General features: G+C 55.8%; 26 protein-coding genes and 1 tRNA gene. 14 read left to right on the forward strand and 13 right to left on the reverse strand.

Going from position 1 to position 24,706, the window contains the following annotated elements; genetic code table 11:
* Positions 1 to 92: 92 nt before the first annotated feature.
* On the reverse strand, positions 93 to 596 hold the full coding sequence (locus C2U68_RS10580) for a hypothetical protein (RefSeq protein WP_140912458.1): 504 nt from the start codon (positions 594 to 596) through the stop codon (positions 93 to 95).
* 711 nt (positions 597 to 1,307) lie between these two features.
* On the opposite strand from C2U68_RS10580, the gene C2U68_RS10585 reads away from it, so the two are divergent.
* Positions 1,308 to 1,955 carry a hypothetical protein gene (locus C2U68_RS10585; RefSeq protein ID WP_140912459.1) on the forward strand — a complete coding sequence of 216 codons (648 nt, stop codon included), beginning with the start codon at positions 1,308 to 1,310 and terminating at the stop codon, positions 1,953 to 1,955.
* 106 nt (positions 1,956 to 2,061) lie between these two features.
* On the opposite strand, the gene C2U68_RS10590 is transcribed toward C2U68_RS10585, so the two are convergent.
* The 5 genes from C2U68_RS10590 to flgA form a co-directional block, all read right to left on the reverse strand.
* Positions 2,062 to 2,138: transfer RNA gene (locus C2U68_RS10590), tRNA-Arg, on the reverse strand.
* Between the two features lie 39 nt (positions 2,139 to 2,177).
* Positions 2,178 to 2,957 carry a flagellar brake protein gene (locus C2U68_RS10595; RefSeq protein WP_140912460.1) on the reverse strand — a complete coding sequence of 260 codons (780 nt, stop codon included), beginning with the start codon at positions 2,955 to 2,957 and terminating at the stop codon, positions 2,178 to 2,180.
* A 34-nt stretch (positions 2,958 to 2,991) separates the two neighbouring features.
* Positions 2,992 to 3,486 carry a flagella synthesis protein FlgN gene (locus C2U68_RS10600; protein WP_140912461.1) on the reverse strand — a complete coding sequence of 165 codons (495 nt, stop codon included), beginning with the start codon at positions 3,484 to 3,486 and terminating at the stop codon, positions 2,992 to 2,994.
* A 4-nt stretch (positions 3,487 to 3,490) separates the two neighbouring features.
* On the reverse strand, positions 3,491 to 3,793 hold the full coding sequence (flgM, locus tag C2U68_RS10605) for a flagellar biosynthesis anti-sigma factor FlgM (protein WP_140912462.1): 303 nt from the start codon (positions 3,791 to 3,793) through the stop codon (positions 3,491 to 3,493).
* A 69-nt stretch (positions 3,794 to 3,862) separates the two neighbouring features.
* Positions 3,863 to 4,552 (reverse strand): flagellar basal body P-ring formation chaperone FlgA, encoded by a 690-nt coding sequence (gene flgA / locus C2U68_RS10610; protein ID WP_140912463.1) that lies wholly within the window; start codon positions 4,550 to 4,552, stop codon positions 3,863 to 3,865.
* Positions 4,553 to 4,667: 115 nt separating this feature from the next.
* On the opposite strand from flgA, the gene C2U68_RS10615 reads away from it, so the two are divergent.
* The 13 genes from C2U68_RS10615 (at position 4,668) to flgL (ending at position 16,650) form a co-directional block, all read left to right on the forward strand.
* Positions 4,668 to 5,600 (forward strand): chemotaxis protein CheV, encoded by a 933-nt coding sequence (locus tag C2U68_RS10615; RefSeq protein ID WP_140912464.1) that lies wholly within the window; start codon positions 4,668 to 4,670, stop codon positions 5,598 to 5,600.
* A 27-nt stretch (positions 5,601 to 5,627) separates the two neighbouring features.
* Complete coding sequence (locus C2U68_RS10620; protein ID WP_140912465.1) at positions 5,628 to 6,494, forward strand: CheR family methyltransferase; 867 nt, start codon at positions 5,628 to 5,630, stop codon at positions 6,492 to 6,494.
* Positions 6,495 to 6,672: 178 nt separating this feature from the next.
* Positions 6,673 to 7,068, forward strand: coding sequence for a flagellar basal body rod protein FlgB (flgB, locus tag C2U68_RS10625; protein WP_140912466.1), 396 nt, complete (start codon positions 6,673 to 6,675; stop codon positions 7,066 to 7,068).
* A gap of 2 nt (positions 7,069 to 7,070) precedes the next feature.
* The gene (gene flgC, locus C2U68_RS10630; RefSeq protein ID WP_140912467.1) at positions 7,071 to 7,487 is read left to right on the forward strand and encodes a flagellar basal body rod protein FlgC; all 417 of its coding nucleotides are present in this window, start codon (positions 7,071 to 7,073) and stop codon (positions 7,485 to 7,487) included.
* Positions 7,488 to 7,495: 8 nt separating this feature from the next.
* Positions 7,496 to 8,179, forward strand: coding sequence for a flagellar hook assembly protein FlgD (locus C2U68_RS10635; RefSeq protein ID WP_140912468.1), 684 nt, complete (start codon positions 7,496 to 7,498; stop codon positions 8,177 to 8,179).
* Between the two features lie 10 nt (positions 8,180 to 8,189).
* Positions 8,190 to 9,515, forward strand: coding sequence for a flagellar hook protein FlgE (flgE, locus tag C2U68_RS10640; RefSeq protein ID WP_140912469.1), 1,326 nt, complete (start codon positions 8,190 to 8,192; stop codon positions 9,513 to 9,515).
* 16 nt (positions 9,516 to 9,531) lie between these two features.
* Complete coding sequence (flgF, locus tag C2U68_RS10645; protein WP_140912470.1) at positions 9,532 to 10,275, forward strand: flagellar basal-body rod protein FlgF; 744 nt, start codon at positions 9,532 to 9,534, stop codon at positions 10,273 to 10,275.
* Between the two features lie 51 nt (positions 10,276 to 10,326).
* A complete protein-coding gene (flgG, locus tag C2U68_RS10650; protein ID WP_140912471.1) occupies positions 10,327 to 11,115 on the forward strand; it encodes a flagellar basal-body rod protein FlgG in 789 nt (262 codons plus the stop codon).
* Between the two features lie 15 nt (positions 11,116 to 11,130).
* Positions 11,131 to 11,844 (forward strand): flagellar basal body L-ring protein FlgH, encoded by a 714-nt coding sequence (gene flgH, locus C2U68_RS10655; RefSeq protein WP_140912472.1) that lies wholly within the window; start codon positions 11,131 to 11,133, stop codon positions 11,842 to 11,844.
* Between the two features lie 17 nt (positions 11,845 to 11,861).
* Positions 11,862 to 12,947: a flagellar basal body P-ring protein FlgI gene (locus tag C2U68_RS10660; protein ID WP_140912473.1), complete on the forward strand. Its 1,086-nt coding sequence runs from the start codon at positions 11,862 to 11,864 to the stop codon at positions 12,945 to 12,947.
* Positions 12,948 to 12,990: 43 nt separating this feature from the next.
* On the forward strand, positions 12,991 to 14,043 hold the full coding sequence (gene flgJ / locus C2U68_RS10665; RefSeq protein ID WP_140912474.1) for a flagellar assembly peptidoglycan hydrolase FlgJ: 1,053 nt from the start codon (positions 12,991 to 12,993) through the stop codon (positions 14,041 to 14,043).
* 9 nt (positions 14,044 to 14,052) lie between these two features.
* Positions 14,053 to 15,732 (forward strand): flagellar hook-associated protein FlgK, encoded by a 1,680-nt coding sequence (flgK, locus tag C2U68_RS10670; protein ID WP_140912475.1) that lies wholly within the window; start codon positions 14,053 to 14,055, stop codon positions 15,730 to 15,732.
* Between the two features lie 9 nt (positions 15,733 to 15,741).
* The gene (gene flgL, locus C2U68_RS10675; RefSeq protein WP_140912476.1) at positions 15,742 to 16,650 is read left to right on the forward strand and encodes a flagellar hook-associated protein FlgL; all 909 of its coding nucleotides are present in this window, start codon (positions 15,742 to 15,744) and stop codon (positions 16,648 to 16,650) included.
* A 27-nt stretch (positions 16,651 to 16,677) separates the two neighbouring features.
* Here flgL and C2U68_RS10680 read toward each other — a convergent pair whose 3' ends face one another.
* The 7 genes from C2U68_RS10680 to mreC form a co-directional block, all read right to left on the reverse strand.
* Complete coding sequence (locus C2U68_RS10680; protein ID WP_140912477.1) at positions 16,678 to 17,754, reverse strand: hypothetical protein; 1,077 nt, start codon at positions 17,752 to 17,754, stop codon at positions 16,678 to 16,680.
* Positions 17,729 to 19,141: an MBOAT family O-acyltransferase gene (locus C2U68_RS10685; RefSeq protein WP_140912478.1), complete on the reverse strand. Its 1,413-nt coding sequence runs from the start codon at positions 19,139 to 19,141 to the stop codon at positions 17,729 to 17,731. The genes C2U68_RS10680 and C2U68_RS10685 overlap by 26 nt, the downstream gene beginning before the upstream one ends.
* A 130-nt stretch (positions 19,142 to 19,271) precedes the next feature.
* A complete protein-coding gene (gene mltB / locus C2U68_RS10690; protein WP_260839301.1) occupies positions 19,272 to 20,249 on the reverse strand; it encodes a lytic murein transglycosylase B in 978 nt (325 codons plus the stop codon).
* 44 nt (positions 20,250 to 20,293) lie between these two features.
* Positions 20,294 to 21,424: a rod shape-determining protein RodA gene (gene rodA / locus C2U68_RS10695; protein ID WP_140912479.1), complete on the reverse strand. Its 1,131-nt coding sequence runs from the start codon at positions 21,422 to 21,424 to the stop codon at positions 20,294 to 20,296.
* A complete protein-coding gene (mrdA, locus tag C2U68_RS10700; protein ID WP_140912480.1) occupies positions 21,421 to 23,271 on the reverse strand; it encodes a penicillin-binding protein 2 in 1,851 nt (616 codons plus the stop codon). Before mrdA ends, rodA begins: the two co-directional genes overlap by 4 nt.
* A gap of 6 nt (positions 23,272 to 23,277) precedes the next feature.
* Positions 23,278 to 23,766 (reverse strand): rod shape-determining protein MreD, encoded by a 489-nt coding sequence (gene mreD / locus C2U68_RS10705; RefSeq protein WP_140912481.1) that lies wholly within the window; start codon positions 23,764 to 23,766, stop codon positions 23,278 to 23,280.
* Entirely contained in the window at positions 23,753 to 24,652 is a 900-nt protein-coding gene (mreC, locus tag C2U68_RS10710) for a rod shape-determining protein MreC (RefSeq protein WP_140912482.1), read from the reverse strand. Before mreC ends, mreD begins: the two co-directional genes overlap by 14 nt.
* Positions 24,653 to 24,706 lie beyond the last annotated feature (54 nt).

Consider the following 24,706-nt stretch of genomic DNA (forward strand, 5'->3'; position numbering starts at 1 on the left):
GGATTATCGCTGATATTGCGCGGTATAAATAAACACCGGGTTAATTAGATAAAAATGCCGGATCAAACAAGACTGTTTGATCCGGAGAAAAATCAAGCGACCAGATTAGATTTATTGCGTCCCACATACAGGAAACCCAGCAACGCACTGGTCATAAACCAGATTGAGGCAGGTAGAGGCACACCAGACACCGGATCTTGGTCAGCGGCCGGTTTGATATCGAAGCCATACAGCAGGCTTAGCGTATTGCTGATACCCGGTTTAGCAAAACTCAGCAAATAAGTGTTACCAGCTAGATTGGAATTAGCACTCTCGCTGACCCAGCCACTGACAGTCAGCAAACCCAATTTGAACGGGCTTGATGTGGCAAAGTTACCGACGCCCGAAAAAGTGTATAACGGTGCCGCACTCGACAAATCGGCAGTAGCCGAGAAGATGCCAAAAGTATCGCCAGTCGGAAACGGTGACGAAAATCCGACGGACAAGAAATTGATATCTCCATCCGTCGATTCCCAGATAATGCCGGCCGAGCTTGCAGTCGACACTGCAAACAGGCAAACGGCAAGCCAAAGCCTAAAATATGAAATCATTTTCATTGATTTTCTCCGTACATTTACGTTAACAAACGGCCGTCCTCGGCCAACTTACTCTAGCCCGCCTGTCTACAACATTGCCGAAGACAGGTGTTCAAAGAGTTCTTGCGCGGAGGCCGATCGGAATTTGGACACTTCCAAATTGTTGAACCGCCTCGCCAAACCTTTGCAGAGCCTAACGCTCAAATTAATCCGACAGGAAATGGTCATATGCCCGTTGGCACCCGTCGTTCTTCAACGTCAAGTACAACCTGACTGCAACGCACACATCGCCGCGAAGCCAACGCATGACTGCTGATCCGCTGAGCGGTGGCCAAGACATTCACCCCACAAAAACCATGTAAAAGATTCTATCCCTTATTTCCGGACCATTGATTAGTAACAAATTAAGATTCGATTAAAGTTCATCAACTTACGAATTTCCCCACTCTTGCTGTCTATAATTCTGTCCAGACAAAAAGGCCGACAAACGGGTAAAAACACCTGGGAACAACCGCACCAGGAAATGACGTTTACCCTTCGGAGCATGGGGGACAGGAAAGGGACGGCACCTGTATGGGAGCGACTCGCCCGCCTCCTAACTTATCGATGTGTCAGATCGCACTTTGATGCTTGAACCAGACCCGCTGTTATGAGCGTCTGCACTTTTGTCTGATGCCGGCTAAAGAATGGTTCAGAGGCCTTGGCACAAATTTACTCTCGTGAGAATCGACTATGAAACAAAACAAAATAAGTTATCTTTTGACGGGCTGTCTGGCACTGACCGGCGCGGGCTATTTGCCTGAGGCGGCAGCGTCGACCCTACTTACACCGGCCGCTGCGACGGTGATCGACAATACCGTAGGTGTAGGTCCGTTCAGTAAAATCTACGACTTTGTGATTGACGATGTTTACGATGCCTACAATTTATCAGGGGCAGTAAGTTTTCAAAACGTCCAAACATTGGTTAGTCTGACGACCGATTTCAGCAACGCTACTGTAACCAGCACTAACGGTATCTCTAGCGCCAGCGTGGAATTGCTCGACGCCACATCGGCAGTTATAGCCACTGGTTCGTTGACGTCGTTTTCGGTTGCATCGACTCCGACCTTGGTTAATTTGCCTTTCCCAAATGTTCCGCCGTTTTACCAGGAACTATTGACCACGTTTAACTTGATTTCGTTGAACAACATACCCGTTTTAGGGGCCGGCAATTACCAGCTTGCGATCAAAGGCTTGTCGAAGGAGGGCACCTATACCGGCAGCTTAAGCGTATCGCCAATTATTCCGACCGTGGTGCCGTTGCCAACAGCGACATGGCTGTTTCTCAGCGGCGTAGTAGGCGTCCTGGGTTGGAAGCGCAAAAACAGCCCATCCGCCTAACCAAACCTACCGCAAGAAACAAAAAAGCCGGCTGCGTGCCGGCTTTTTTATGTGTAGTCAAACCTGCGACTGACGTCGGGATTCAATAAAATCAGGATCAGATTCATGGCGTCCCGGATACGATTCGAACGTACGACCTGTCCCTTAGGAGGGGACCGCTCTATCCTACTGAGCTACCGGGACTAAGTGATTAATCAGGCGAATTTTACCATAGCAAGCGGCTCAGGCTTTCTGTTTTCGAATCTCGACCCGTTCGAGCGATGTGATGAAATAGGATAGTTTCGATTGGCTTCTCGCGGAAAGCCCTTCGAAAATTCCGCCGATTTGCACTTTGGGAGACGTCGCGGAAACCGGCTTTACAAAGCGGACGGCAAATTCGAAATCCATCACGTAATCGTCGAAAGTAAGCTGGCAATTTTTGATCACATCGCCGCGCTGCACCCGCGCTCTGTTGATGGGTACGCTGACACCGGCCCCACCTCTCGAAAGATCGAACAGGTAACCGCCGATCGATATCCCGGTACGCTGAACCACACCGCTAAAAGGGATATCTATGGCGCTGATTTCCAGCCGCGGCGAACGTCGGCGTTGCGGATAAAACACTCGATCCGGCAGGGGTGCCTTGTAGTAGTTGATGCCTTTGGAGTGGCCGACCTCGATATTGGCCAAATGGAAGGACAAATGTATCCCTTTATGAAAGGTCGATAACTTCAGCGCCCGGGAACGCAGCAACAAATCGTTGCCGTGCTGGGGCATCAATTCGTCCAAAATGATGGCGTTTTTGTCCAACTTGATGCTCAAGACCGACGAGCTGAAATCTTCTGCAAAACCTTCTATTTGAATGGTGCACAACGGCGAACTGCTTTCGATTTCTCCGAGCAGGCGGGCGATTTTATCGGGATCGGTAATGAAATTGGGATTTTCAAAAGCCAATAAATCGTCATCGACTTCAGGCGTGGATGCGCTGGCTTTGGAAAAAAGATGCTTCAACTTACTCAGCATGGCGAGCGGCCCGTAAAGTAATTCGGCGCTCAGTCTACACTGAAATTAAAGTATGCGAAAACAGCTCGTTACGGGTTACGCCATCCGGTCCGTAAGTGGCCGCAAGCGGCGATTTGCCGCGCAGTATTTGCAAAGAACGCTGGGTATGCCGGCTTAGCAACGCGATACTTGCACCGTTTTGCTCGTTCAGCGCTCGGCAATTTTCAGATAACTTGGCGAGATCGGCCCAACTGGTCCAAGTGCCATCGACATGGATACCGGCAGCGCCGGCTTTGGCCAGATATTTTTTGATGCCGTCACTACCGACGGTCAACTGCTCGGTTGCTAAAACTTGGCCCAACTGTTTGGTGAATTGCTCCAACTGCGCCACCAAGTCTCTTTTACCGGCCGCGATGGAGGCTATCGCTTCCGGATCGATTTTCTGCTTGAGTTTATCGGACTCGATGGTTAACAACTCAAACAAATTTTGGGCCGCTCTTAATCCGTTGGCGAGCAGTTTTTCAGTGATCGGGTATGTTTTCTCTATCATAAAGTCATGTACTGTCGGGTAACTGTTGATCGAACTGCAGCATCTTTTCCGCCACGCGCTCTGCGTTGACTTGGTAGCTGCCAGCCTGAATAGCCGCTTTAATCGCCGCTACGCGGTCTTCATTGACCAGTGGCGCCGAAACGCCGGTAGCAGCCGTTTTGATATCTTGGGCGGTGGCGGTGATCTCGACAGTGTCGGTAACGGCGCTGGTCTCGGTCCGTTGTTTAGGCTCGGCCGCATCTTTAACCCCGGCTTTTGCGGGTATTGAAGTGGTGACAGGCTTGCCGCTGATTGATTCGATAGCCATGGCGAAATTCCCAGGTGAGTTTTATCTAAAGCAGTTAGCGGCATCATAGTAAATTCCTTTAGCAACATTTTAAAAATTAACCGAAACCTGGCCGGCATTCACCACGACGGCTTGAATCACGCGATTGGAGGACAGGTTCCGCACGCTGATTTTCTGCCCTTTCGCGCCGTCGCCCAGCGCTGCTCCCATCGCACTGATCACGACACCCGCCTTACTGGACTCGATATTGACCCGTTCGCCGCGGCGAACCACTGTAGGGTCCGCTACGTGCTGCCGATTCAAAACGCTACCGGCAGGGATGTTGCGGGCTGCCTGCTTATCCAATACATCGCTCATGTCGGCGAGGTATCCCTGCGGCAACATGCCGGCATCGCGGGTCTCCACAGTCAAATGTTCCGCCCGAATAATGTCGTTTCGCTGCATAGACTTATTCAACACCAGCACGTCTTTAAATGACTTCAACAACACGGTGCTGTATATCGTCCAGCCCTTGTCGCCGTAGCAACGGACGCCGACGGTGTTACGCCCGGGTTTGATTTCGCCGGTTTGAGCAAACACTTGCAATGCTTGTTCGCAGACGGGCAATTGCAGACGCGGATCGAGTGGCGTCAGATTAATCTCGTATTTCCCCCCAGATTCCAATGTCGACCTGACAAATTGGTTAATTGCATCCTGAATCTGTTGCCCGGACTGGGTCGAGCCTCCCCACGCAGTTGCGGACACCAACATCAAAACCAGGGCTAGCTTTAGCTTGTTCATATTAATCGCCATTTTTTTGACTTACCCGAAGCTTTCTGCATAAAACGTACCAGCAAATTTCAAGTAAACCGTAACAATGCCGCTATACTTAGGCGAACGTTATTCAGGGGGACATATGGCCGGAATCTTAGACGGAGTCGATCAACGAACCAAACTGGCTGGGCATAACCGATTCGAACTGCTTTTATTCAAACTGGTCAGCCGCCAGCGTTTTGGGATAAACGTGTTCAAAGTCCAGGAAGTCATTCAATGCCCCCCTTTGACCCAAATCCCAAACTCGCATTCGGTGATATGCGGCGTAGCCCATTTGCGCGGTAAAACCATACCGGTCTTGGATTTATCCATGGCCATCGGCATGCGCCCACTGCAGCGTGACGCGGGTTGCTACGTGATCGTTACTGAATACAACCGCTCCATCCAAGGCTTCTTGGTCGGGTCGGTAGACCGGATCATTAATATCGGCTGGGAACAAGTCAAAGCCCCGCCGACCGGCACCGGAAAAGAAAGCTATCTGACGGCGGTCACCGAAGTCGAAGGCGAGCTGATCGAAGTCATCGACGTGGAAAAAGTCATGAAGGAAGTGATCGGCGGCCGGGAAGAAGCGTCGGCGGAGTCTATAGACCAGAACGTAATGAGCCAAAACGACCACATTCTGGTCGTCGACGATTCCTCGGTAGCCAGAAACCAAGTCAAACGGGTTTGCGAACAGATCGGCGTCGAATGCACCACACTCAAAGACGGCCAGGAAGCCTGGGAACACTTGTGCGCTCTGATTGCGGAAGGCACTAAAATCGAAGACCGATACTCCCTGATTATTTCCGACGTGGAAATGCCGCGAATGGATGGCTACACACTGGCAACCAAAATCAAAGCCGACCCGAATATGAAGCACATCTACGTGATCCTGCACACGTCGTTAAGCGGTGTATTCAATACCGCGATGGTCCAAAAAGTTGGAGCCAACGAGTTTCTAGCCAAGTTCGAGCCGGATTCGCTGATGCAAGCTATTCAAGCCCAACTAAGAGTCAGCCACGCCGAGCATTCCTGAGCAGGACAGCTCGGATTTTCACCCCACATGTTGACGTCGGCGGGCACCGAAAACTCACTGGACTTCGCCGGCAGTATATCTCCGGCCGACTACCAAACCATTCAACAGTTTCTCAGCCAAAACTGCGGTATCGAACTCGGCGACAACAAACAGTATCTGGTCAAAAGCCGGTTGCAACCCTTGTTGGCCAAGTTCGAACTGTCCGGCTTCCCCGGCCTGGCGACGGCCCTGCAATCCAACGCATTCTCCGCCCAAAAACTGAGAAGCGCCGTAATCGATGCGATGACCACCAACGAAACCTTCTGGTTTCGCGACGAACGCCAATTCGCCGAATTGCGCGACACCGTACTACCTCAACTCCTGGCACAAAAAAACGGCAGTATCCGCATCTGGTCGGCAGCCTGTTCGTCCGGCCAGGAACCCTACTCCATCAGCATCTGCGGCTTGGACGCATTGCGCGCAAGCGGCAAAAACCGGACGCTGCAAATTATCGGCACCGACATTTCCGAAGCGATTCTCGAAGACGCCAAGCGCGCCTGTTATTCCGACGCCGCACTGTCCCGGGGCATAGACGAAGCGGCTAAAGCCAGATATTTCCAGAAAAGTTACGACGGTTATCTGTTAAACGAGGATGTTACCCGCCAAGTTCGGTTTCAACAGTTCAATCTCTTGAAATCCTTCACCGCTCTAGGCCGGTTCGACATCATTTTTTGCCGCAACGTACTGATTTATTTTTCCGACGCCATCAAGCGCGACATTTTGACGCGAATGGCCGACAGCCTGGAGCCGGGCGGCTATTTGTTTCTGAGCAGCACCGAAGCCATGCCGACCGGGATCGGCACATACGAATTGGTCCGTTCCGGACTTGCCACTTATTTCCGAAAACCGGACTGACACGGCGCCGACTTCTTGACGGCTCCGGCAACCGGCAAGTTTTTGCCGCCCGCAGCCCAACACTGGATTTTGACGCCAAAATAGCCCCTCATCGCCGCCACCCAACTGAAAATTAAATAATTTTTTTTTCAGGCACGCTTACTGCTTTTTTATTAAAAAAACCAGCAAGGTGGCAATCATGGCAATCAACTTCAACAACGCTTTGGGTATACACCCGCAAGCCCTGATGCTTCGCGAGAAACGCGGAGAAATACTGGCGTCCAACCTGGCGAATGCCGATACGCCGGACTACAAGGCCCGCGACCTCGATTTCAAAGCCGTATTCCAACAAACGCTTAGCGACGGCGGTGGCGAGCTGAAGCGCAGCCACAGCGGCCATCTGGCCGGACAGCACAACGTCCTCGGCGCCGACCTGCTGTACCGCAACCCGCAGCATGCCTCGCTCGACGGCAATACCGTCGAAACCCATATCGAACAAGCCAAATATGCCGAAAACGCCGTGCAATACGAAGCCAGCTTGCGCTTCATCAACGACGATTTCCTGGGTTTGATGACCGCCATCAAAGGAGAATAGCCATGACTTCGCTAAGAATCTTCGACGTCGCCGGCAGCGGCATGAATGCCGAGAACCTGCGCCTGAATCTGGTGGCCAGCAACATGTCCAATGCCAACAGCGTCAGCAGCAGCATCGATCAGGTCTACAAATCGCGGCAGCCGGTGTTTGCCGCCGAATTAAAGAACATCATGGATAAAAACAACACCGCCAGCGGCGTCAACGTGTTGGGCGTTGTCGAAAACCAGGCGCCGCCGATCATGGAATACAACCCCAACCACCCCATGGCCGACGCCACCGGCTACATCTACAAACCCAACGTCAACACCGTCGAGGAAATGGCCAACATGATGTCCGCATCGCGCTCGTACCAAAACAACGTCGAGGTATTGAACACCGCGAAAAATCTGATTTTACAAACCCTGAAAATGGGCCGCTGAGGTGAACCATGAGCACAAGCGCTATCGACACATTTAACAACCTCGGCCTGGCCACGACCAACTCGTCCTCGTCGGCGAGTAGCCAAAAACAAACGCTGGGCCAAGACCAATTTCTGAAATTGCTGACCACACAGATGACACACCAGGATCCGTTGAAACCGATGGACAACGGCGAATTCCTGGGCCAGATGGCCCAGTTCAGCACCGTGTCCGGCATCCAGGACCTGCAGGCCTCTTTCAAGGAATTCGCCGGCTCTATCAGTTCCAATCAGGCCTTGCAAGCATCCGGACTGGTCGGCCGTTACGTGTCGGCACCAAGCGAAAGAGCCTTACTCGGCGCCGGCGGCAGCGTCTCCGGCGATTTCGAAGTGCCGGCCAGTTCGCCGAATGTCGGCGTCAAAATCATCGACCCGGAAACCGGAGCAACCATCCGCGAAATCGATCTCGGCGCCGAATCCGCCGGCACAACCCGTTTCGAATGGGACGGGAAGGACAAGGCCGGAAATCTGGCCGACCCCGGCGTTTACAAGATTCAGGCATATGCCTACTTGGAGGGCAAAAACACCGTATTGCCAACCAACATCAAGTCCTTGGTGAAAAGCGTAACCATGGCCAACGGCAACACGGCCATGCAAGTCAACCTGGACGGCCTGGGCCCGGTTAAATTCAGCCAAATCAAACAGATACTGTAGGAGAAACGACATGCCATTTACCACAGCCCTCAGCGGCTTGAACGCCGCATCCAACAATCTGGCGGTGACCGGCAACAACATTGCCAACTCCAATACCGTCGGCTTCAAAAAGTCGCGTTCCGAATTCGCCGACGTCTACGCCGCCAGCTTGGGCGGCGTCAGCAGCATTACCCCCGGTGCCGGCGTCAAAGTCGCCAACGTCGCCCAGCAATTCAATCAGGGCAATTTGCAGTTCACCGACAACAACCTGGATTTGGCGATCAGCGGCGAAGGTTTCTTCACATTGGCGAAGAGCCCGACCGAAACCAACGACCTGTCGTATACCCGCGCCGGCGAATTCAAATTGAACAAGGAAGGCTATCTGGTCAACAACCAAGGCAAGGCATTACTGGTTTATCGCCCCAATACCACTAAAGTCGAAGACGGTTTCAGTACCGGGGTCACCACGCCGGTACAAATCAATACCCTGACCGGCTTACCGTCAGCGACCGATAAGGTAGCCATCCAGTTAAATTTGGATGCGCAAGACGACTTCACTCCCAGCACACTGCCCTTCGACCCGGACGACAGCAACACCTATAACTCGCAAACCTCGACCACGGTCTACGACACCCTGGGCTCCCCGCATATCTTGACCACCTACTTCGTCAAACTCGACCCGTCCACGGCGCCGACCACCGGTACTTCGGAATGGCTGGTCTACCACTACATGAGCGAACCCGCCACCCCGAATACCAAAACCGCGGTACCAGTCACCTCTGGCCCGTTAGGCGGCACCACCCCGGAATCGGCTAAATTGACATTCGATTCCGGCGGCAAACTGATCACCCCGTTGGACGGCAAATTCGGCTTGTCCAGCTACGTGATCAATCCGCCAACCGGAGCCGCCGATATAAAAATCGACACCATGAACTTCTTCGGCACCACTCAGGTTCAGCAAAAGTTCAGCGTCAACGGTATGACGCAAAATGGTTTACCCGCGGGGCGTCTGACCGGTATCGACATCGACGACGAAGGCGTGATATTTGCCCGCTTCAGCAACGGCGGCTCGCAAACCATGGGTAAAGTCGCGTTGACGCGTTTCGCCAACAACAACGGGTTGGCCAAACTGGGCGACACCTCCTGGGGCCAAAGCGCCAATTCCGGCGAACCGATTCCGGGCCAGGCCGGCGCCAACAACTTCGGATCGATTCAAGCCGGCGCCTTGGAAAGCTCCAACGTCGATTTGTCGGCGCAGCTGGTGAACCTGATCGTCGCGCAACAGGCCTACCAAGCCAACGCCCAGACCATCACCACCGAAAACAGCATCATGCAGACCATCTTGCAGATTCGATAATTAAAGGAGGCCGCTCATGGACCGTAGCCTTTACATTGCGATGAACGGCGCCAAGCAAACCCTGATGGCGCAATCGGCCAACGCCAATAATCTGGCGAACGCACAAACCACCGGCTTCAAGTCGGACTTCGAGCAATTTCGGGCCATGCCCAGCTTCGGCCCGGGCTATCCGGCCCGGGTGTACTCGATGGCCGAACGCCCGGGCACGGACTTGTCGAACGGTTCGATCTACCATACCGGCCGCGAACTCGATGTCGCAGTGGAAGGCCAGGGCTGGATCGCCGTCACCGGCAAGGACGGCAAAGAAGCCTACACCCGGGCCGGCGACTTGCGGTTGACGCCGGAAGGCCTGCTGCAAACCGGCGCCGGCCTGTCGGTGCTCGGCGAAGCCGGCCAACCGATCGCGGTACCGCCGGCACAGAAGGTCGAGATCGGCAAGGACGGCACCATCAGCATCGTGCCGCAAGGGGTCAATGCCACCAATACCGTGCTGGTAGACCGGATCAAGCTGGTCAATACCGACCTGGCCAACCTGGAAAAACTGGAAGACGGCCTGATGCACCCTAAGCAAGGCGGCGTGTTGCCGGCCGACGCCAACGTCACCCTGGTCCAAGGCGCGCTGGAATCCAGCAACGTCAACGCCATGGCGGCGATGGTGGAGATGATCGAGCTGTCCAGAAGCTTCGACATGCAATCTAAGGTCATGAAAGATATAGACGAAAACGCCGCTGCCGCCGCCAAGTTAATGCAAGTGGCATAAAACCTGCTTTACTCCTGATAAGACAAAAAATCGTCAGATCAGGAGGCTGTCATGACAGAACGAGCACTATGGGTCGCAAAGTCCGGATTGGACGCCCAACAAACCCGCATGGCGGTTATTTCCAATAACCTGGCCAACGTCAACACCACCGGCTTCAAGAAAGCCAGACCGATATTCGCCGACCTGATGTACCAAAACGTACGCCAGGCCGGCGCCCAATCCACCCAGAACACCCAGTTACCCACCGGCCTGCAACTCGGTACCGGGGTGCGCACCGTCGCTACCGAGAAAATCCATACCCAAGGCAATATCTTGCAGACCGGCAACTCGCTGGACATTGCCATCAGTGGCCGCGGCTTCATCCAGATTCTGCAGCCGAACGGCGACATCAATTACACCCGCGACGGTTCGTTCAAGATGGACTCCACCGGCCAATTGGTGACCTCCAACGGCATGCTGCTGGAACCGGCCATCACCATCCCCCAAGACGCCCTCAGCATTACCATCGGCCAGGACGGCACGGTTTCGGTGACCCAGCCCGGCGCCGCCGCCGCCAACCAGATCGGCCAGATCCAGATTGCCGATTTCGTCAATACCGCCGGCCTGGAACCGATCGGCGACAACCTGTTTCGCGAAACCGTCGCCAGCGGCGCACCGATCATCGGCAATCCCGGCGAGAACGAACTGGGCCAGATGATTCAGGGCTCGCTGGAGACTTCCAACGTCAACGTGGTCGAAGAACTGGTGAATATGATCGAAACCCAGCGCGCTTACGAAATGAACTCGAAAGCCATCTCCACGACCGACCAGATGCTGTCCTTCGTCACGCAACAACTCTAATTCAGGACCAAGGCCATGAAAAACCGTAACCACATCCAGCGGCAAGCCGGCGGCAAATTTTTGCTGCTGGCGGCAATACTGTCGCTCCTGGCCGGCTGCGACACGCTGCCGAAACGCGACCCGGACTTCGCCCCGGTCCAACCCGCCGATCTGCGGCCGCCGCAACAAAACAACGGCGCCATCTACCAGGCCGGTTACGACATGCGTTTGTTCGAAGACCATGCCGCGCGCCGGGTCGGCGATATCCTGACGGTAACCTTCGACGAAAATACCAACGCCACCAAGCAGGCCAATTCCAAAGCCAGCAAGAACAGCGATATCAAAGCCAGCGGCAGCGCGCCGACCATCTTCGGCCTGGCCAGTTCCGCCCTGCTCGGGCACGATTTGGCAACGTCGCTGGATTACAGCATGGACCGGGCGTCGGAAGGCAAAGGCGACGCACGGCAAAGCAACCGTTTGACTGGCGACATCAGTGTCACTGTTGTCGACTTACTGCCCAACGGCAACCTGCGGGTCCGCGGCGAAAAACGCGTGACCCTGAACGACGGCAGCGAATACGTCCGCCTGTCCGGCATCGTCCGGCCGATCGATATCAACGTTGCCAACACCATTCCTTCCAGCAAAGTGGCCGACGCCACCATCATGTACACCGGCGACGGTGCGCTGGCCGACAGCAGCAAACCCGGCTGGATCACCCGAATTTTGTCCAGCCCGATCTTCCCGTTCTGATCGGCCAGGAGAACATCATGAAACATTTAATTTTTCTGCTTCTGCTGCTCGGTGCCGGTCAGGCCCAGGCCGAACGCATCAAAGACATCGCCTCCATTGCCGGCGTCCGTACCAACCAGTTGGTGGGCTACGGCCTGGTGACCGGCCTGGACAAAACCGGCGACAAAACCAAGTTTACCGGCCAGAGCTTGCGCAGCATGATGGGCAAACTGGGCATGACCTTACCGCCGGATATCGACCCAAAATCGAAAAACGTGGCCTTGGTCAGCATCCACGCCGATTTGCCGGCCTTTGCCAAACCCGGCCAAAAAATCGACGTTACCGTATCGTCGATGGGCGACGCCAAAAGCCTGCGCGGCGGCTCGTTATTGATGAGCCCGTTACGCGGCGCCGACGGCAACGTCTATGCCATGGCGCAAGGCAATCTGGTCGTCGGCGGCCTCAGCGCCGGCGGCCAGGACGGTTCCAAAGTTACGGTCAACAATCCGCTGGTCGGCCGGATTCCAAGCGGGGCGACGGTGGAACGCATCGTCCCGACTTCGTTCGATCAAAGCCCGGATATGGTGTTCAACCTGAACACCTCCGACTTTACCACCGCCCAGCGCATGGCCGATTCGATCAACAAAACCTTGGGGGCCGATACCGCGCAAGCCATAGACGCTACCTCGATCAGCGTCCGCGCCCCGGTCAATCCGGCGCAACGGGTCGGCTTCGCCTCGGTCATCGAAAACATCGAACTGGCACCGGACGATGCGCCGGCCAAAGTGATCGTCAATTCGCGCACCGGCACCGTCATTATCAACAGCAAGGTGCGGGTACAACCGGCAGCGGTATCGCACGGCAGCCTGACGGTGACGATCAGCGAGAATCCGCAAGTCAGCCAACCCAATCCGTTGTCGGGCGGCAGCACCGTGGTGACTCCGCAATCCAACGTCGAGGTCAAGGAAGATAAGAACCACATGTTCGTGTTCAATCCGGGCGTGTCTTTGGACGAAATCGTACAGGCCGTCAACGGTGTCGGCGCCGGCCCCAGCGACTTGGTGGCGATCCTGGAAGCGCTGAAATCGGCCGGCGCGCTACGCGCCGAATTGATCGTGATTTAACGCTCACCGGCACGTTGATTTAATCCGGTTTGGGGGATTCGTTATGTTGAATGCAGATAGCGCCGCGGTATACACCGACTTTAATAGTCTGGCGAAATTGAAACAGAGCGCCCGCGAGCAATCGCCGGCCGCCGTCAAGGAAGTCGCCAAGCAATTCGAATCGCTATTTCTGAGCATGATGATGAAGAGCATGCGCGACGCCAAACTGGCCGACGGCATTCTGGACAGCCAGCAAAGCCAGTTTTACCGCGATATGTACGACCAGCAAATGGCCATGCATCTGGCCGGCAAACCGGGGGTAGGCTTCGCTGATTTGATCGCCAAACAACTGTCGCCGAAAGCTGCGGAGGAAGACGAAAAAGATCCGAAGCTGGCCACGAACGAAGTGTTGAACCGGGCCGCAGGCACCGGCAGCGCTACGCAACCCGACCGCCCGCAAACGCTTTCCGGCGGCGGCGCAAGCGACGGTGAACCCTTGGAAAGCTCCGGTCTGGATAGCTTGGAGCGCAGTCTGGCGATGCTCGAACGCAGCCAGAATGCGATGGCCGACCGCTGGCAACACCTGGAACAGGATTTACGAGCCGTACAAACCGCCGGCAGCGACGCACTGTCCTCCAAAGACGAGTTTATCGGCCAATTGCGGCCGCACGCCCAGGAAGCCGCCAAAGCGCTGGGCGTCGACCCTAATCTGTTGCTGGCGCAAGCGGCACTGGAAACCGGCTGGGGCCAAGCCGTGATTAAAAACGGCCGCGGCGAGAACAGTTTCAACCTGTTCAACATCAAAGCCGACAAGTCCTGGCAGGGCAAGCAGACCAAAGCCTTGACGCTGGAGTTCGACGGCGCCAGCGCCAGAAAAGAAATGGCCGGGTTCCGCGCCTACGGTTCTTACAAACAAAGTTTCGACGATTACGTGAACTTCATCAAAAGCAATCCGCGTTACAGCGAAGCGCTGAAAAAAGCCGGCAATGCCGGCCAATACATCCGCGAACTGCAACAGGCCGGCTATGCCACCGATCCGCGCTATGCGGAAAAAGTGATGAGTATCTACCACAACCAAAGCGCCGCCGGAGTGGCGGCTTTACCCGACGCGGGCTAGGAGACGATTATGTCGATGGGCATCTTGGGTACGGCTCTTTCGGGTCTGACTGCGTTTCAACGCTCGCTGGAAACCACCAGCAACAACATCGCCAACGCCAATACCGACGGCTACAGCCGGCAGCGGGTGGAACTGGCCACCCGGCCGGAGCAATTCAACGGCGCCGGCTACATGGGTAACGGCGTGGACGTGGCCAACATCACCCGCAGCTACGACCAATTCATCACCAACCAAGTCCGGTCCAGCACGGCAACCTACCACGACCTCAACAGCTTTTACGGCCTGTCGGCGCAAGTCGACAATATCACCGCCGATAATAAAACCGGCTTGGCGCCGGCGCTGAAAAGCTTTTTCGACGCGGTAGACGGCGTTGCCAACGATCCGACCTCGATTGCCGCCCGGCAGGTGATGCTGACCCAAACCCAGTCGTTGACGCAACAGTTCAATACCATGAGCGAGCGTTTCGGCAACCTACGTACGCAAGTCAACCACAACCTGGCCAGTGCGATAGACGAAGTCAACGGTTACGCCAAAACCATTGCCGAGCTCAACGTCAAAATCGTTGCAGACATCGGCCGCTCCAGCGGGAAACAAATGCCGAACGAGCTATTGGACCAGCGCGACCAATTGCTGACCAAAATGGCCGAAAAAGTCGACGTCAGTTACGTGACTCAAGCCGATGGCTCGATCAACGTGTTTATCGGTAAGGGCCAATCGCTGGTATTGGGCAGTTATGCCGCAACCCTATCCTTGCAAGGCGACAGCATGGACGCCGACCACAAACAGCTGATCCTGAACGGCCAAGACATTTCCAAACAAATTTCCGGCGGCAGCATCTACGGCAATCTGCGGTTCCGCGACCAGGTGCTGGACCCGGCGCAGCAACAACTGGGCCTGTTGGCGACCGGCCTGGCAACCGAGTTTAACAACCTCCATCGCGCAGGTTACGATCTAAGCGGTCCACCGGCAGCCACCGGGGTGGATTTATTCGACCTCGGCTCACCCAGCGTGCAAGTACAAGGGCCTCCGGGCAACAATGCCGGCGCCGTCGCCAGCTTCGTTGCGCCGACTTCCGCCGCTAACCTGGGTGCTTCCTACAAACTGGAAGTCACCAGCACCGCTCCCGATACGTTTACCCTGACCAATCTGAGCGACAACACGGTCTACACACCGCTCAGCGCATCGGATCTGAGCGATCCGGCGCCGGCGGTAGCAGCGGCCAACGGCTTTAACATCAGCTTCAGCGGCACATTGACCATCGGCGACTCCTTTACGATCAGCCCCAACTTCAATGCCGCCGCCAATTTGAAATTGAACAGCGCGATCACGAATCCGAAACAAATCGCCGCTGCCAGCGCTGCCGATTTACCGGGCGATAACAGCAACGCCTTGAAATTGGCCAATCTGGAAACCAAGACCAGCATGCTGAGCGGTAAAGCCAGCTTCGGCCAAGTCTACGGACAACTGGTGGCCGACGTCGGCTCGCAAACCCACGCCGCCTCGGTCGGTCGCGAAGCTCAGGATACCTTGTTGAAACAAGCCACCGGCGCCCAACAAAATATCTCCGGAGTCAATCTGGACGAGGAAGCCGCCAACTTGATCAAATTTCAGAACTCGTACCAAGCCGCTGCTAAAGCGGTATCGGTCGCCAATGCCATGTTCGACACCCTGATTGGGGCCTTTCGTTAGGAGATTAGCATGCGTATTTCAACTTCCTGGAATCATCAGCTCGGCTTGAGTGCGATGCTGGATCAACAATCGAAGCTCAACGAAACCCAGTTGAAACTGTCGTCCGGCAAAAAATATTTGAACCCGGCCGAAAACGCGGTGGCGGCGACCAGCATGCTCAGCCTGGAGCAAAACATAAAGGAAAACCAGCAATACCAAACCAACATCGGAGTGGCGCGGCAACGGCTGGACCTGCAAGAGTCGAATCTGGCAAACGCGACCGACGTCTTGCACCGGATCCGCGAGTTGACGGTACAGGCGCTGAACGACACCAATACTCAAACCAACCGCCAGCAAATCGCGATGGAAATCGACGAGTTGAACAAGCATTTGCTCAGCATCGCCAACACCAAAAACGCCAACGGCGAGTATTTGTTTTCCGGCTACGCCAGCGATAAGCCGGCCTTTACCGACACCCCGGATTACGCTTATCTGGGCGACGGCAACCAACGCCAAATCGGCATCGGCCCCAACCGGGTCGTCACCGACGGCGATCCCGGCGAAGCGGTGTTCGGCACGATCCAGTTGGCACCACTGAGCGCCGGGTCGATCGACAACGTATTGCAAGCAGTTGCTCAGTTATCCAGCGATTTGAAGGCCAACACGCCGAATAAAAATTCGCTGGACGATATCGACCGGGCGCTGGTTCGTTTCGACAATATCCGCGCCTCGACCGGTGCCCGGCTGAATGCATTGGACGGTCAGGAAAACCTGAACGCCGACTATATCCTGGACAACAAAGCGACTGCATCCGACATCGGCGATCTGGACTACGCCGAAGCCCTGAGCAAATTCAATCAGCAACAGATCTCGCTACAAGCCGCGCAGCATGCGTTCACCAAGGTGCAAAACCTGTCGTTGTTCAACTACATATCCTGAGCCCTCGCCGGCCGGCGCGGCCGGGACTCAACTGAAGAATCCCAGCGCCTTCAGCTTGACGACCAGACGCCGGGTGAATTCGGCCTTGTCGCGCTGGTCCAGATGCGCGCCATCCGGCAACGCGAAATCAAATTCCGGATAATCCCAGCAATTAAAGGCAAGCGCCGGACTATGCGCCGCAAACACGTCCCAGCCTGCCTCTCGCGGAAAACGGTATTCCTCTATGGTTCTGACCAGAGCCGTCGACGGGAAATTGATAAAAGCCAGATTGCTGCCCTTGTTCTTGATTTGCCGGGCAAGGTCGTTGGTATAAGCGAATTGGTCCGCGGACAATTGCACCGCAGCCGACTGCCTTAGTTTGGCGCCGACGGCCTGCTCGAACTTCTGCTGCGTATCGATCCCGGCCATATTGATCGGCTGCCCCAAACTGCGTAGCACCCGGTTGATGTAAAAACCGGGTTGTTCCACGAGCTCATAGTCAGCGTCGCGTTCGCGGTTGGCATCCGTTTTTAAATAAAGCGGCCTGACTTTACCCGGTGTGGTCAGCCGTTTGAACAATTCCAACGGCGGAATGCCGCCGCCGTATAACGCCAACTGCTGTTGAACCTGGCTTTTCAACAAGGTTTCCAATTTGGCCGACACCAGATCCTTGTATTTTCGGTGATAGAACTCCACCCATTCTTCGGCGCGGTCGCGCGGCCGATTTGCAGTCAGTTTCCAAACGTCGCCGGACACCAACAGTTTACCGGTGATTGCAGGGTCCCGAGCCAGATCGGCCAATACCGGTAAAAACTCCGAGCCGTCTATCGCCAGTTGCACCGGCATCAGACCGGTCTCGGCCGCCAGCACGTCCAGATCCATGCCCAATTGCATCCGCGAGTCGCCCACCAAAACCAAAGCCCGCTTACCCAATAGCGCCGCCTTACCGCGTTGCGCCGCCCACAACTCTTTACTGTCCTGCACGGTCGGCTGAAAGCCGATTTGCCGCAGCCGGAGTTCGACCACGGCCAATAACAATACGGCCGCCAGCAAGCCGAGGCCAAATGCGCGCTTGACGGCGGGCTTGGGTAACCGATCGCTAGAATTGGAAATAAATGAAGGCACGACTGTCACCGTTGGAAAATATGACGACGGAAGTTGTTAAAACGGCGATCAGCGCGCCGCGAACCATGGGCGAAAACCGTTCGAAGATTTGCTCCAGCCGAATTTCGCGGGCGAGAATATGCCAGAGCAGCATGGCCGCCACGATGCCGGCCACCGCGATGCGGCTGGACTGAGCCAGGACGGCGGCACCATCGCTCCGGACCAATGCGGCCGCCATCGCCGCCAGGTTTTCGAAGCCCTGAGCCCGAAACGGAATCCAGGTTAACGACACCAACAAAAATGTCGCCAACATCAGCCCCAGTTTCGCGGCAGAACTTTCAAGGCGAAACCCTGCAGCGTGTTTCAAGCCGTGTTCCACCGCCAAAAACGTGCCGTGAATCACACCCCACAAAGCAAAGGTCCAGGCAGCGCCGTGCCACAAACCGCCCAGAACCATGACCAGCAGTAAGTTAAAACCGGTCCGCAACGGGCGGACGCGGTTACCGCCCAGACTGAAATAAAGGTAATCCCGCAACCAGCTCGATAGCGAAATATGCCAGCGCCGCCAGAAATCGGAGAAGCCCAAAGCGCCGTAAGGACAATGGAAATTATCGGGCAGGCTGAAGCCCAAGGTCATCGCTGCCCCGATCGCGCACAGTGAGTAACCGGCAAAATCGAAAAAGATCTGCCCGGAAAAGGCCAGCACCGCCAACCACGCATCCGCCGCACCGAAGGCTGCGGGATCGGCATAGACTTGGTCCACCACCGGCGCCAAGCCGACGTCGGCCAGTATGGCTTTGGCGAACACGCCGAACAAAAACAAGGTCAAACCCCAGACGAACTGGTCGGCACCGGTTTGCCGCGGCGTCTTGCATTGCGGTAAAAACTGCGGCGCCCTGACGATGGGGCCGGCCACCAATTGCGGAAAAAATGTCACGAACAAGGAAAAGTCGAGCAAGCTGGTTTCCGCAGCGATTTTGCGTTGATAGACGTCCAGGGTGTAGGACAAGCTTTGAAAGGTATAAAACGAAATGCCGATCGGCAGGACGATGCCTAAAGGTTGCGGCTGGTAGCCTATTCCGAACCACGCCAGAATTTCGGCAGCGGTTTGATTCAGGAAATCGGCATATTTGAAAAACCCCAGAAACCCCAGATTGACCAGCAGGCTTACCGCCAATAATGCCTTACGCCGCGGCTGATGCTGCGCCGCGCCGATCAGCTTGCCCAAACAAAAATCGACATTGGTCGAAATCCACAGCAACACGACAAACGGCGGGTTCCAGGCCGCGTAAAACAAGTAACTGGCGATCAACAGCATCAATTTTCGGCCGCGCCAATCCCGGATCGAGTAATACAAGGCCAGAACGACCAGCCAAAAAATCAGAAATAAAAATGAATCGAATTGCATAAAGACGTTGCTGGCCGAGGCCGGAACGGACGGCCGCCGAAAAAGTTTCGGCTAAGCGTAGTCCATAGCGGCAAATCCGGCAGCACGCGGGCCGAATAATCCGGCTTGCGCCGGTTATCTGCCCGGCAGATTAGGTCTTGCGCGCGGCGATGGCCTGGCTCAGTTGGTATACCGCCATCGCATAAAGTGGGCTGTGGTTGTACCGGGTGATGACGTAGAAGTTATGCAATCCAAGCCACAAATCCTCGCCGGCCTGTTGCTGATAACTCAACAGTTTGACCTTTTCGGTGCCGGCCAATTGCTGCGGCAATTCAACCTGCAACTGGCGTAGCTCGGCCACGCCGATATCGGGTTTGACGCCTTTGCTCAGGGCCTGCCGATAGGCTTCGCCCTTGGCGGAAACCGGATAGGCTACCGGTGCGCCCGGCTGCCACTGGTTGCGCACGAAATAATGGGCAACGCTGGCGATGGCGTCGGCCGGATTGGTCCAGATATCGCGCTTGCCGTCGCCGTCGAAATCCTTGGCAAAGCTACGGAAACTGCTGGGCATGAATTGCGGGAATCCCATCGCTCCGGCATAGGAACCCATCGGTTGCAACGGATCCATGTGCTCTTCCCGCGCCAGCACCAGGAATTGCTCGAGTTCCTTCAGAAAGAACTCGCTACGCGGCGGATAGGCGAAACCGAGCGTGGCTAACGCGTCGATCACCCGGTATTTGCCGGTATGGGCACCGTACTTGGTTTCGACGCCGATGATGGCGACGATGATTTCGGCCGGCACGCCGTACTGGCGCTCCACCGCTTGCAAGGCCGCGGCATTGTCTTTCCAGAATTGCACACCGCCGGCGATGCGGGCTTCGGTCATGAAAATTTCCCGGTATTGAAACCAGGGCTTGCCTTCGGCCGGTTTGGACATCGCATCCAGAATCGGCTGCTGGATATTCACGGCTTTGAACAGCGTGCGCAATTCCGTTTCGTTGAACCGGTGCTGCTTGGCCATGTGTTTGACGAAGGCGTTAAACGAATCGGTCGGCGCGATTTCGGCGGCAACCGGGCCGATGCCGATTAACGACAGCAGCAGAACTGCAAATTTGGTTTTCATAGTCATGGCAAAGTTCTATAAAAATGGCCCGGCCGACGACCAGGCGTGCGTTATACCGGCAACAACTTCCGGTGGGTGTGAATGGACATCAAAATACCGAAACCGGCCATCAATGTCACCATCGACGTGCCACCGTAACTGACCAGCGGCAGCGGCACGCCGACCACCGGCAATATGCCGATCACCATGCCGATATTGACGAACACATAGACAAAAAAGGTAAACGACAGGCTGCCGGCCAGCAATCGGCAATAGGTATCCTGAGCCTGCACCGCGATATAAAAGCAGCGACTGATCACCAGCAAGTACAACAGCAGCAGGCCGACGCAGCCGAACAATCCGAACTCTTCGGCGAAAACCGCGAAGATGAAATCGGTGGAACTCTCCGGCAGAAAATCCAATTCGGCCTGGGTACTGCCCAGCCAACCCTTGCCGTTGATGCCGCCCGAACCGATCGCGATTTTGGATTGAATGATATGGTAACCGGTGCCCATCGGATCGGCCTCCGGATTGAACAGCGTCAACACCCGGTTGCGCTGGTATTCCCGCATGAAGTGCCACAGAATCGGTGTCGACGCCGCCAGCCCGACCACCGCGCTCAACATGAACCACCAGGACAAGCCGGCAAAAAACAGCACCGCCGCCCCCGAGCTGGCCACCAACAACGCCGTCCCCAAATCCGGCTGTTTGGCGATCAACAGCACCGGCACCAGCAACAGGCCGGCCGCGATCATCACGTGTTTGGGTTTGGGCGGCAACGAGTGCTCGGCCAAATACCAAGCCACCATCATCGGCGCGCTGATTTTAGTGAACTCGGACGGCTGAAACCTAAAAAACCCCAAATCCAGCCAACGTTGAGCCCCCATACTGATCTGGCCGATGACCGCCACACCAACCAGCAACAGCACACATACCGAGAACAACACGACGGAAAAGCTCTGAAACCGGCGCGGATTGATATGCGCCAACACCGTCATCAAACCGATCGCCAAGCCGGCGCGGCTGGCATGCCGCACCAGCATCGAAACTTGCTGGCCGCCGGCGCTGTACAAAATCACGCAACTCAACGCCAAGATCATCAGCAAACCGATGAATAGCGGTATGTCGATATGCAATTTACGCAGTAGGCTGCCAAGCAACGACGGCGCCTGGAATTGCTCGTTGCGCATTTCGTGTCTCATGGCGCGGCATCCTTGGGCTGATTAAGGTAAGCGTCGATAATTTCGGCCGCAATCGGCGCGGCAACCGAACCGCCGTGGCCGCCATGCTCGGCGATCACCGCAACGGCGATCTGCGGATCGTGCACCGGCGCCAAGGCGATAAACAAGGCATGGTCGCGCATTTTGAAATCGATCGCGTCCTCGTTGTACTTTTCCTCCTGCTTGACCGTGAACACCTGTGCGGTTCCGGTTTTGCCGGCAATCTGGTAATTGATGTTTTTTGCGATCAATTTCGCCGTGCCGCGCGGGCTGTGCACCACATTGGTCATGGCGCGGAGGATGTTGTCCACATTGGCCGGCTTCAATGGAATGTCGGGGACGATACGCAGTTCGGGCGGTGCAGCATAGTCGGGCGTGATGATTTCATGGGCCAGATGCGGGTTGACTACTTTGCCGTAATTGGCCAGCGTCGCGGTAGCGCGCGCCAACTGCAACGGCGTCACCTGGGTATAGCCCTGGCCAATCCCGGTAATCACCGTCTCGCCGGGAAACCAGGCTTGGTTGCGATACCGCCGTTTCCATTCCTTGGACGGCATCAGGCCGTCGACCTCTCCCACCAGATCGATACCGCTCTTTTCGCCGAAACCGAATTTGTTCATGAAACTGGACATTCTGTCGATGCCCAGAGCCATCGCCAAGTCGTAAAAATACACATCGCAGGATTCGGTGATCGCTTCGTTCATATCGACCATGCCGTGGCCCCATTTCTTCCAATCCCGGTATTTATGATCGACGTTGGGCAATTTGTAATAGCCGGGGCAAAACAAACGGTGGCCGTAATCGATCACGCCGTACTCCAGGCCGGCCAGCGCATAGAACGGTTTCATCGTCGATCCGGGCGGGTACAAGCCGCGCAAGGCCCGGTTGTATAGTGGCTGATCCTCGGAATCCTTCAAGGACTTGTAATCCTTGGCCGAGATGCCGGACACGAACGGATTCGGGTCGAAACCGGGCCGGCTAGCGAACACCAGCACCCCACCGGTCTTGATTTCGATTGCCACCGCGGCGCCGTTATATTCCTGTAGCGCGTTGTAAGCGATTCTTTGCAAATCGATATCCAGCGTCAAATAAATATTGGAGCCGGCCACCGGCTCCACGGTCGACACGGTGCGTAAGGCCCTAGACTGGGCGTTGGTTTCGATCTCTTCGTAGCCGGCGGTACCGAGCAAATGGCTTTCGTAATATTTTTCGATGCCGATTTTGCCGATCTGGTCGGTGCCGCGGTATTGCTCCAGCGGCAGCTTTTTCAGCTCATCCTCGCTGATCCGGCCCACGTAACCGACCACGTGCGCCGCCAAGTCGGCGTAGGGGTAATGCCGCACCAGCCGGGCATAAACATCGACGCCGGGAAAATACGGCCGCACCACGGCAAACTTGGCGACATCCTCGTCGGTCAGGTTTTGCAGCAACGGCGTCGTGGTAAAGGATTTATTGCGCTTGCGCAGCTTATGGAAGGCGTCGATTTTTTCGTCGGAAATATTCAACAACTGCTGCAACCGCTTCAGCGTATCGTCCAGGTCGCCGATCTGTTCCGGGATCAGTTCCAGGCTGTAAGTCGGCACGTTTTCCGCCAACATCCGGCCTTTGCGGTCGTAAATCACGCCCCGGGTCGGCGGCAGCGGCGAAATTTTGATGCGGTTGTCTTTGGAGAGCGTGGCGTAATGCTCGTGACCGACCACCTGCAGATAAACCAGGCGCACCACCAGTCCGACTATCAGGAACAAGATCAAGATAAAAGCCGTAACGATACGGCTCAGAAACAGGCGGCTTTCCGCCAACGGGTCCTTGATCGCGAATTTTCTATCCATACCCGATCAGACGATGCGCGCCATGACCCGGATATAGCGCAACACCACAAACACCAGCGGCCAGGCCAAAGTTCCGCTCAGCACCGGATACCAGAACTCCAGCGGCAAACGGTTGCCGGCCCGCATGCTTTCCAACCCGAAAGTGACGCATTGCGATGCCAGCAGACAACACAACACCCACAGGCACTGTTGCACGATGGGGAATTGGCGCAGCCGGCGATGTTCGTTGATGCTGAAGTAACAGACCAGCGCATAGATCAACCCATACTGCCCCAATAACCGGCCGGTCAACACGTCGGTCAGCAGCCCCACGCTCCAAGCGGTAAACACTCCAAAGCGTTCCGGCAAAGCAATCGACCAGTAAATCAACACCAAAACCACCCAATCCGGATTAAAGATGTCCATTGCCGGAAATAAGGACATCACCCTGAGCACCATCGCCGCAGCAACGGTAACCAGGAAATAGGTAGCCGCCAACAGGTCAAGGCGCGCCATTGGCACTCTCCCGTCCGTCCTGAGCATCGGCCGGCGGCTTGCCCGGTTCGCCCAGCACCACCGGCGTCGAATGGCTCCAGACGATCAAAAATTCGCGGCTCTTGTCCAGATCGGCTTTCGGTGTGGCGTAGATATTGGCGAAAGACTTGTCCGGTCTGGCCTCGAACTTATCGACTACGGCGACCGGGTAACCCGCCGGAAACACACCGCCCAAGCCGGAGGTGACCAGCAAGTCGCCCGGCACGACATCGGCGTTATTTGCCAGGAACGGCAAGTGCAGACGGTTGGGTTGGCCGGTACCGAAGGCAATGGTACGCAAACCGTTGCGATTGACTTGCACCGGAATGGCATGGTCCGGGTCGGTAATCAGCATCACCTCGGAACTGGACGGCAAGGCCCGGACCACCTGGCCGACGATGCCATTGGCATCAAGCACCGGCTGTTCGGCGTGCACGCCAAATCGGGCGCCTTTATTGACCACCACGGTGTGCTCGTACGGCGCCAGTTTCACCGAGACCAGCTCGGCTATCAATACCTGCTCGCCGAGTTGAAACGAGTTCTCCAGCAACATGCGCAGGCGGGTGTTTTCCTTTTCCAAGGCGGCCAGTTTCAACAATTTGGCGTCGTTGACGAATTGCTGCTCTTTCAAGCGGCGATTCTCTTTTTGCAACTCAACGAAGGAAATCACCGTGTCGGAGACGGAATGGGACAAGTCCACCGGCAATGAAGCCAGAGCCTGCAAGGGGTAGGTCAGCACCGACAGCAAGGAACGCAAGCGGCTCAGCCGCTCGCTACGGTAATCGATCACCAGCATCGAAACGGAAACCAGCAACGCTACCAGCAACCGGGTATTTAGCGAAGGACCTTTGGCGAATAAAAGTTTGATGGCAAACCTCTAATGTCTAAACGCAACGTTCAAAATCGCCGCCAACGCGTGCGG

The sequence above is a fragment of the Methylomonas koyamae genome, from assembly GCF_006483455.1.
Classification (GTDB): Bacteria; Pseudomonadota; Gammaproteobacteria; order Methylococcales; family Methylomonadaceae; genus Methylomonas; species Methylomonas koyamae_B.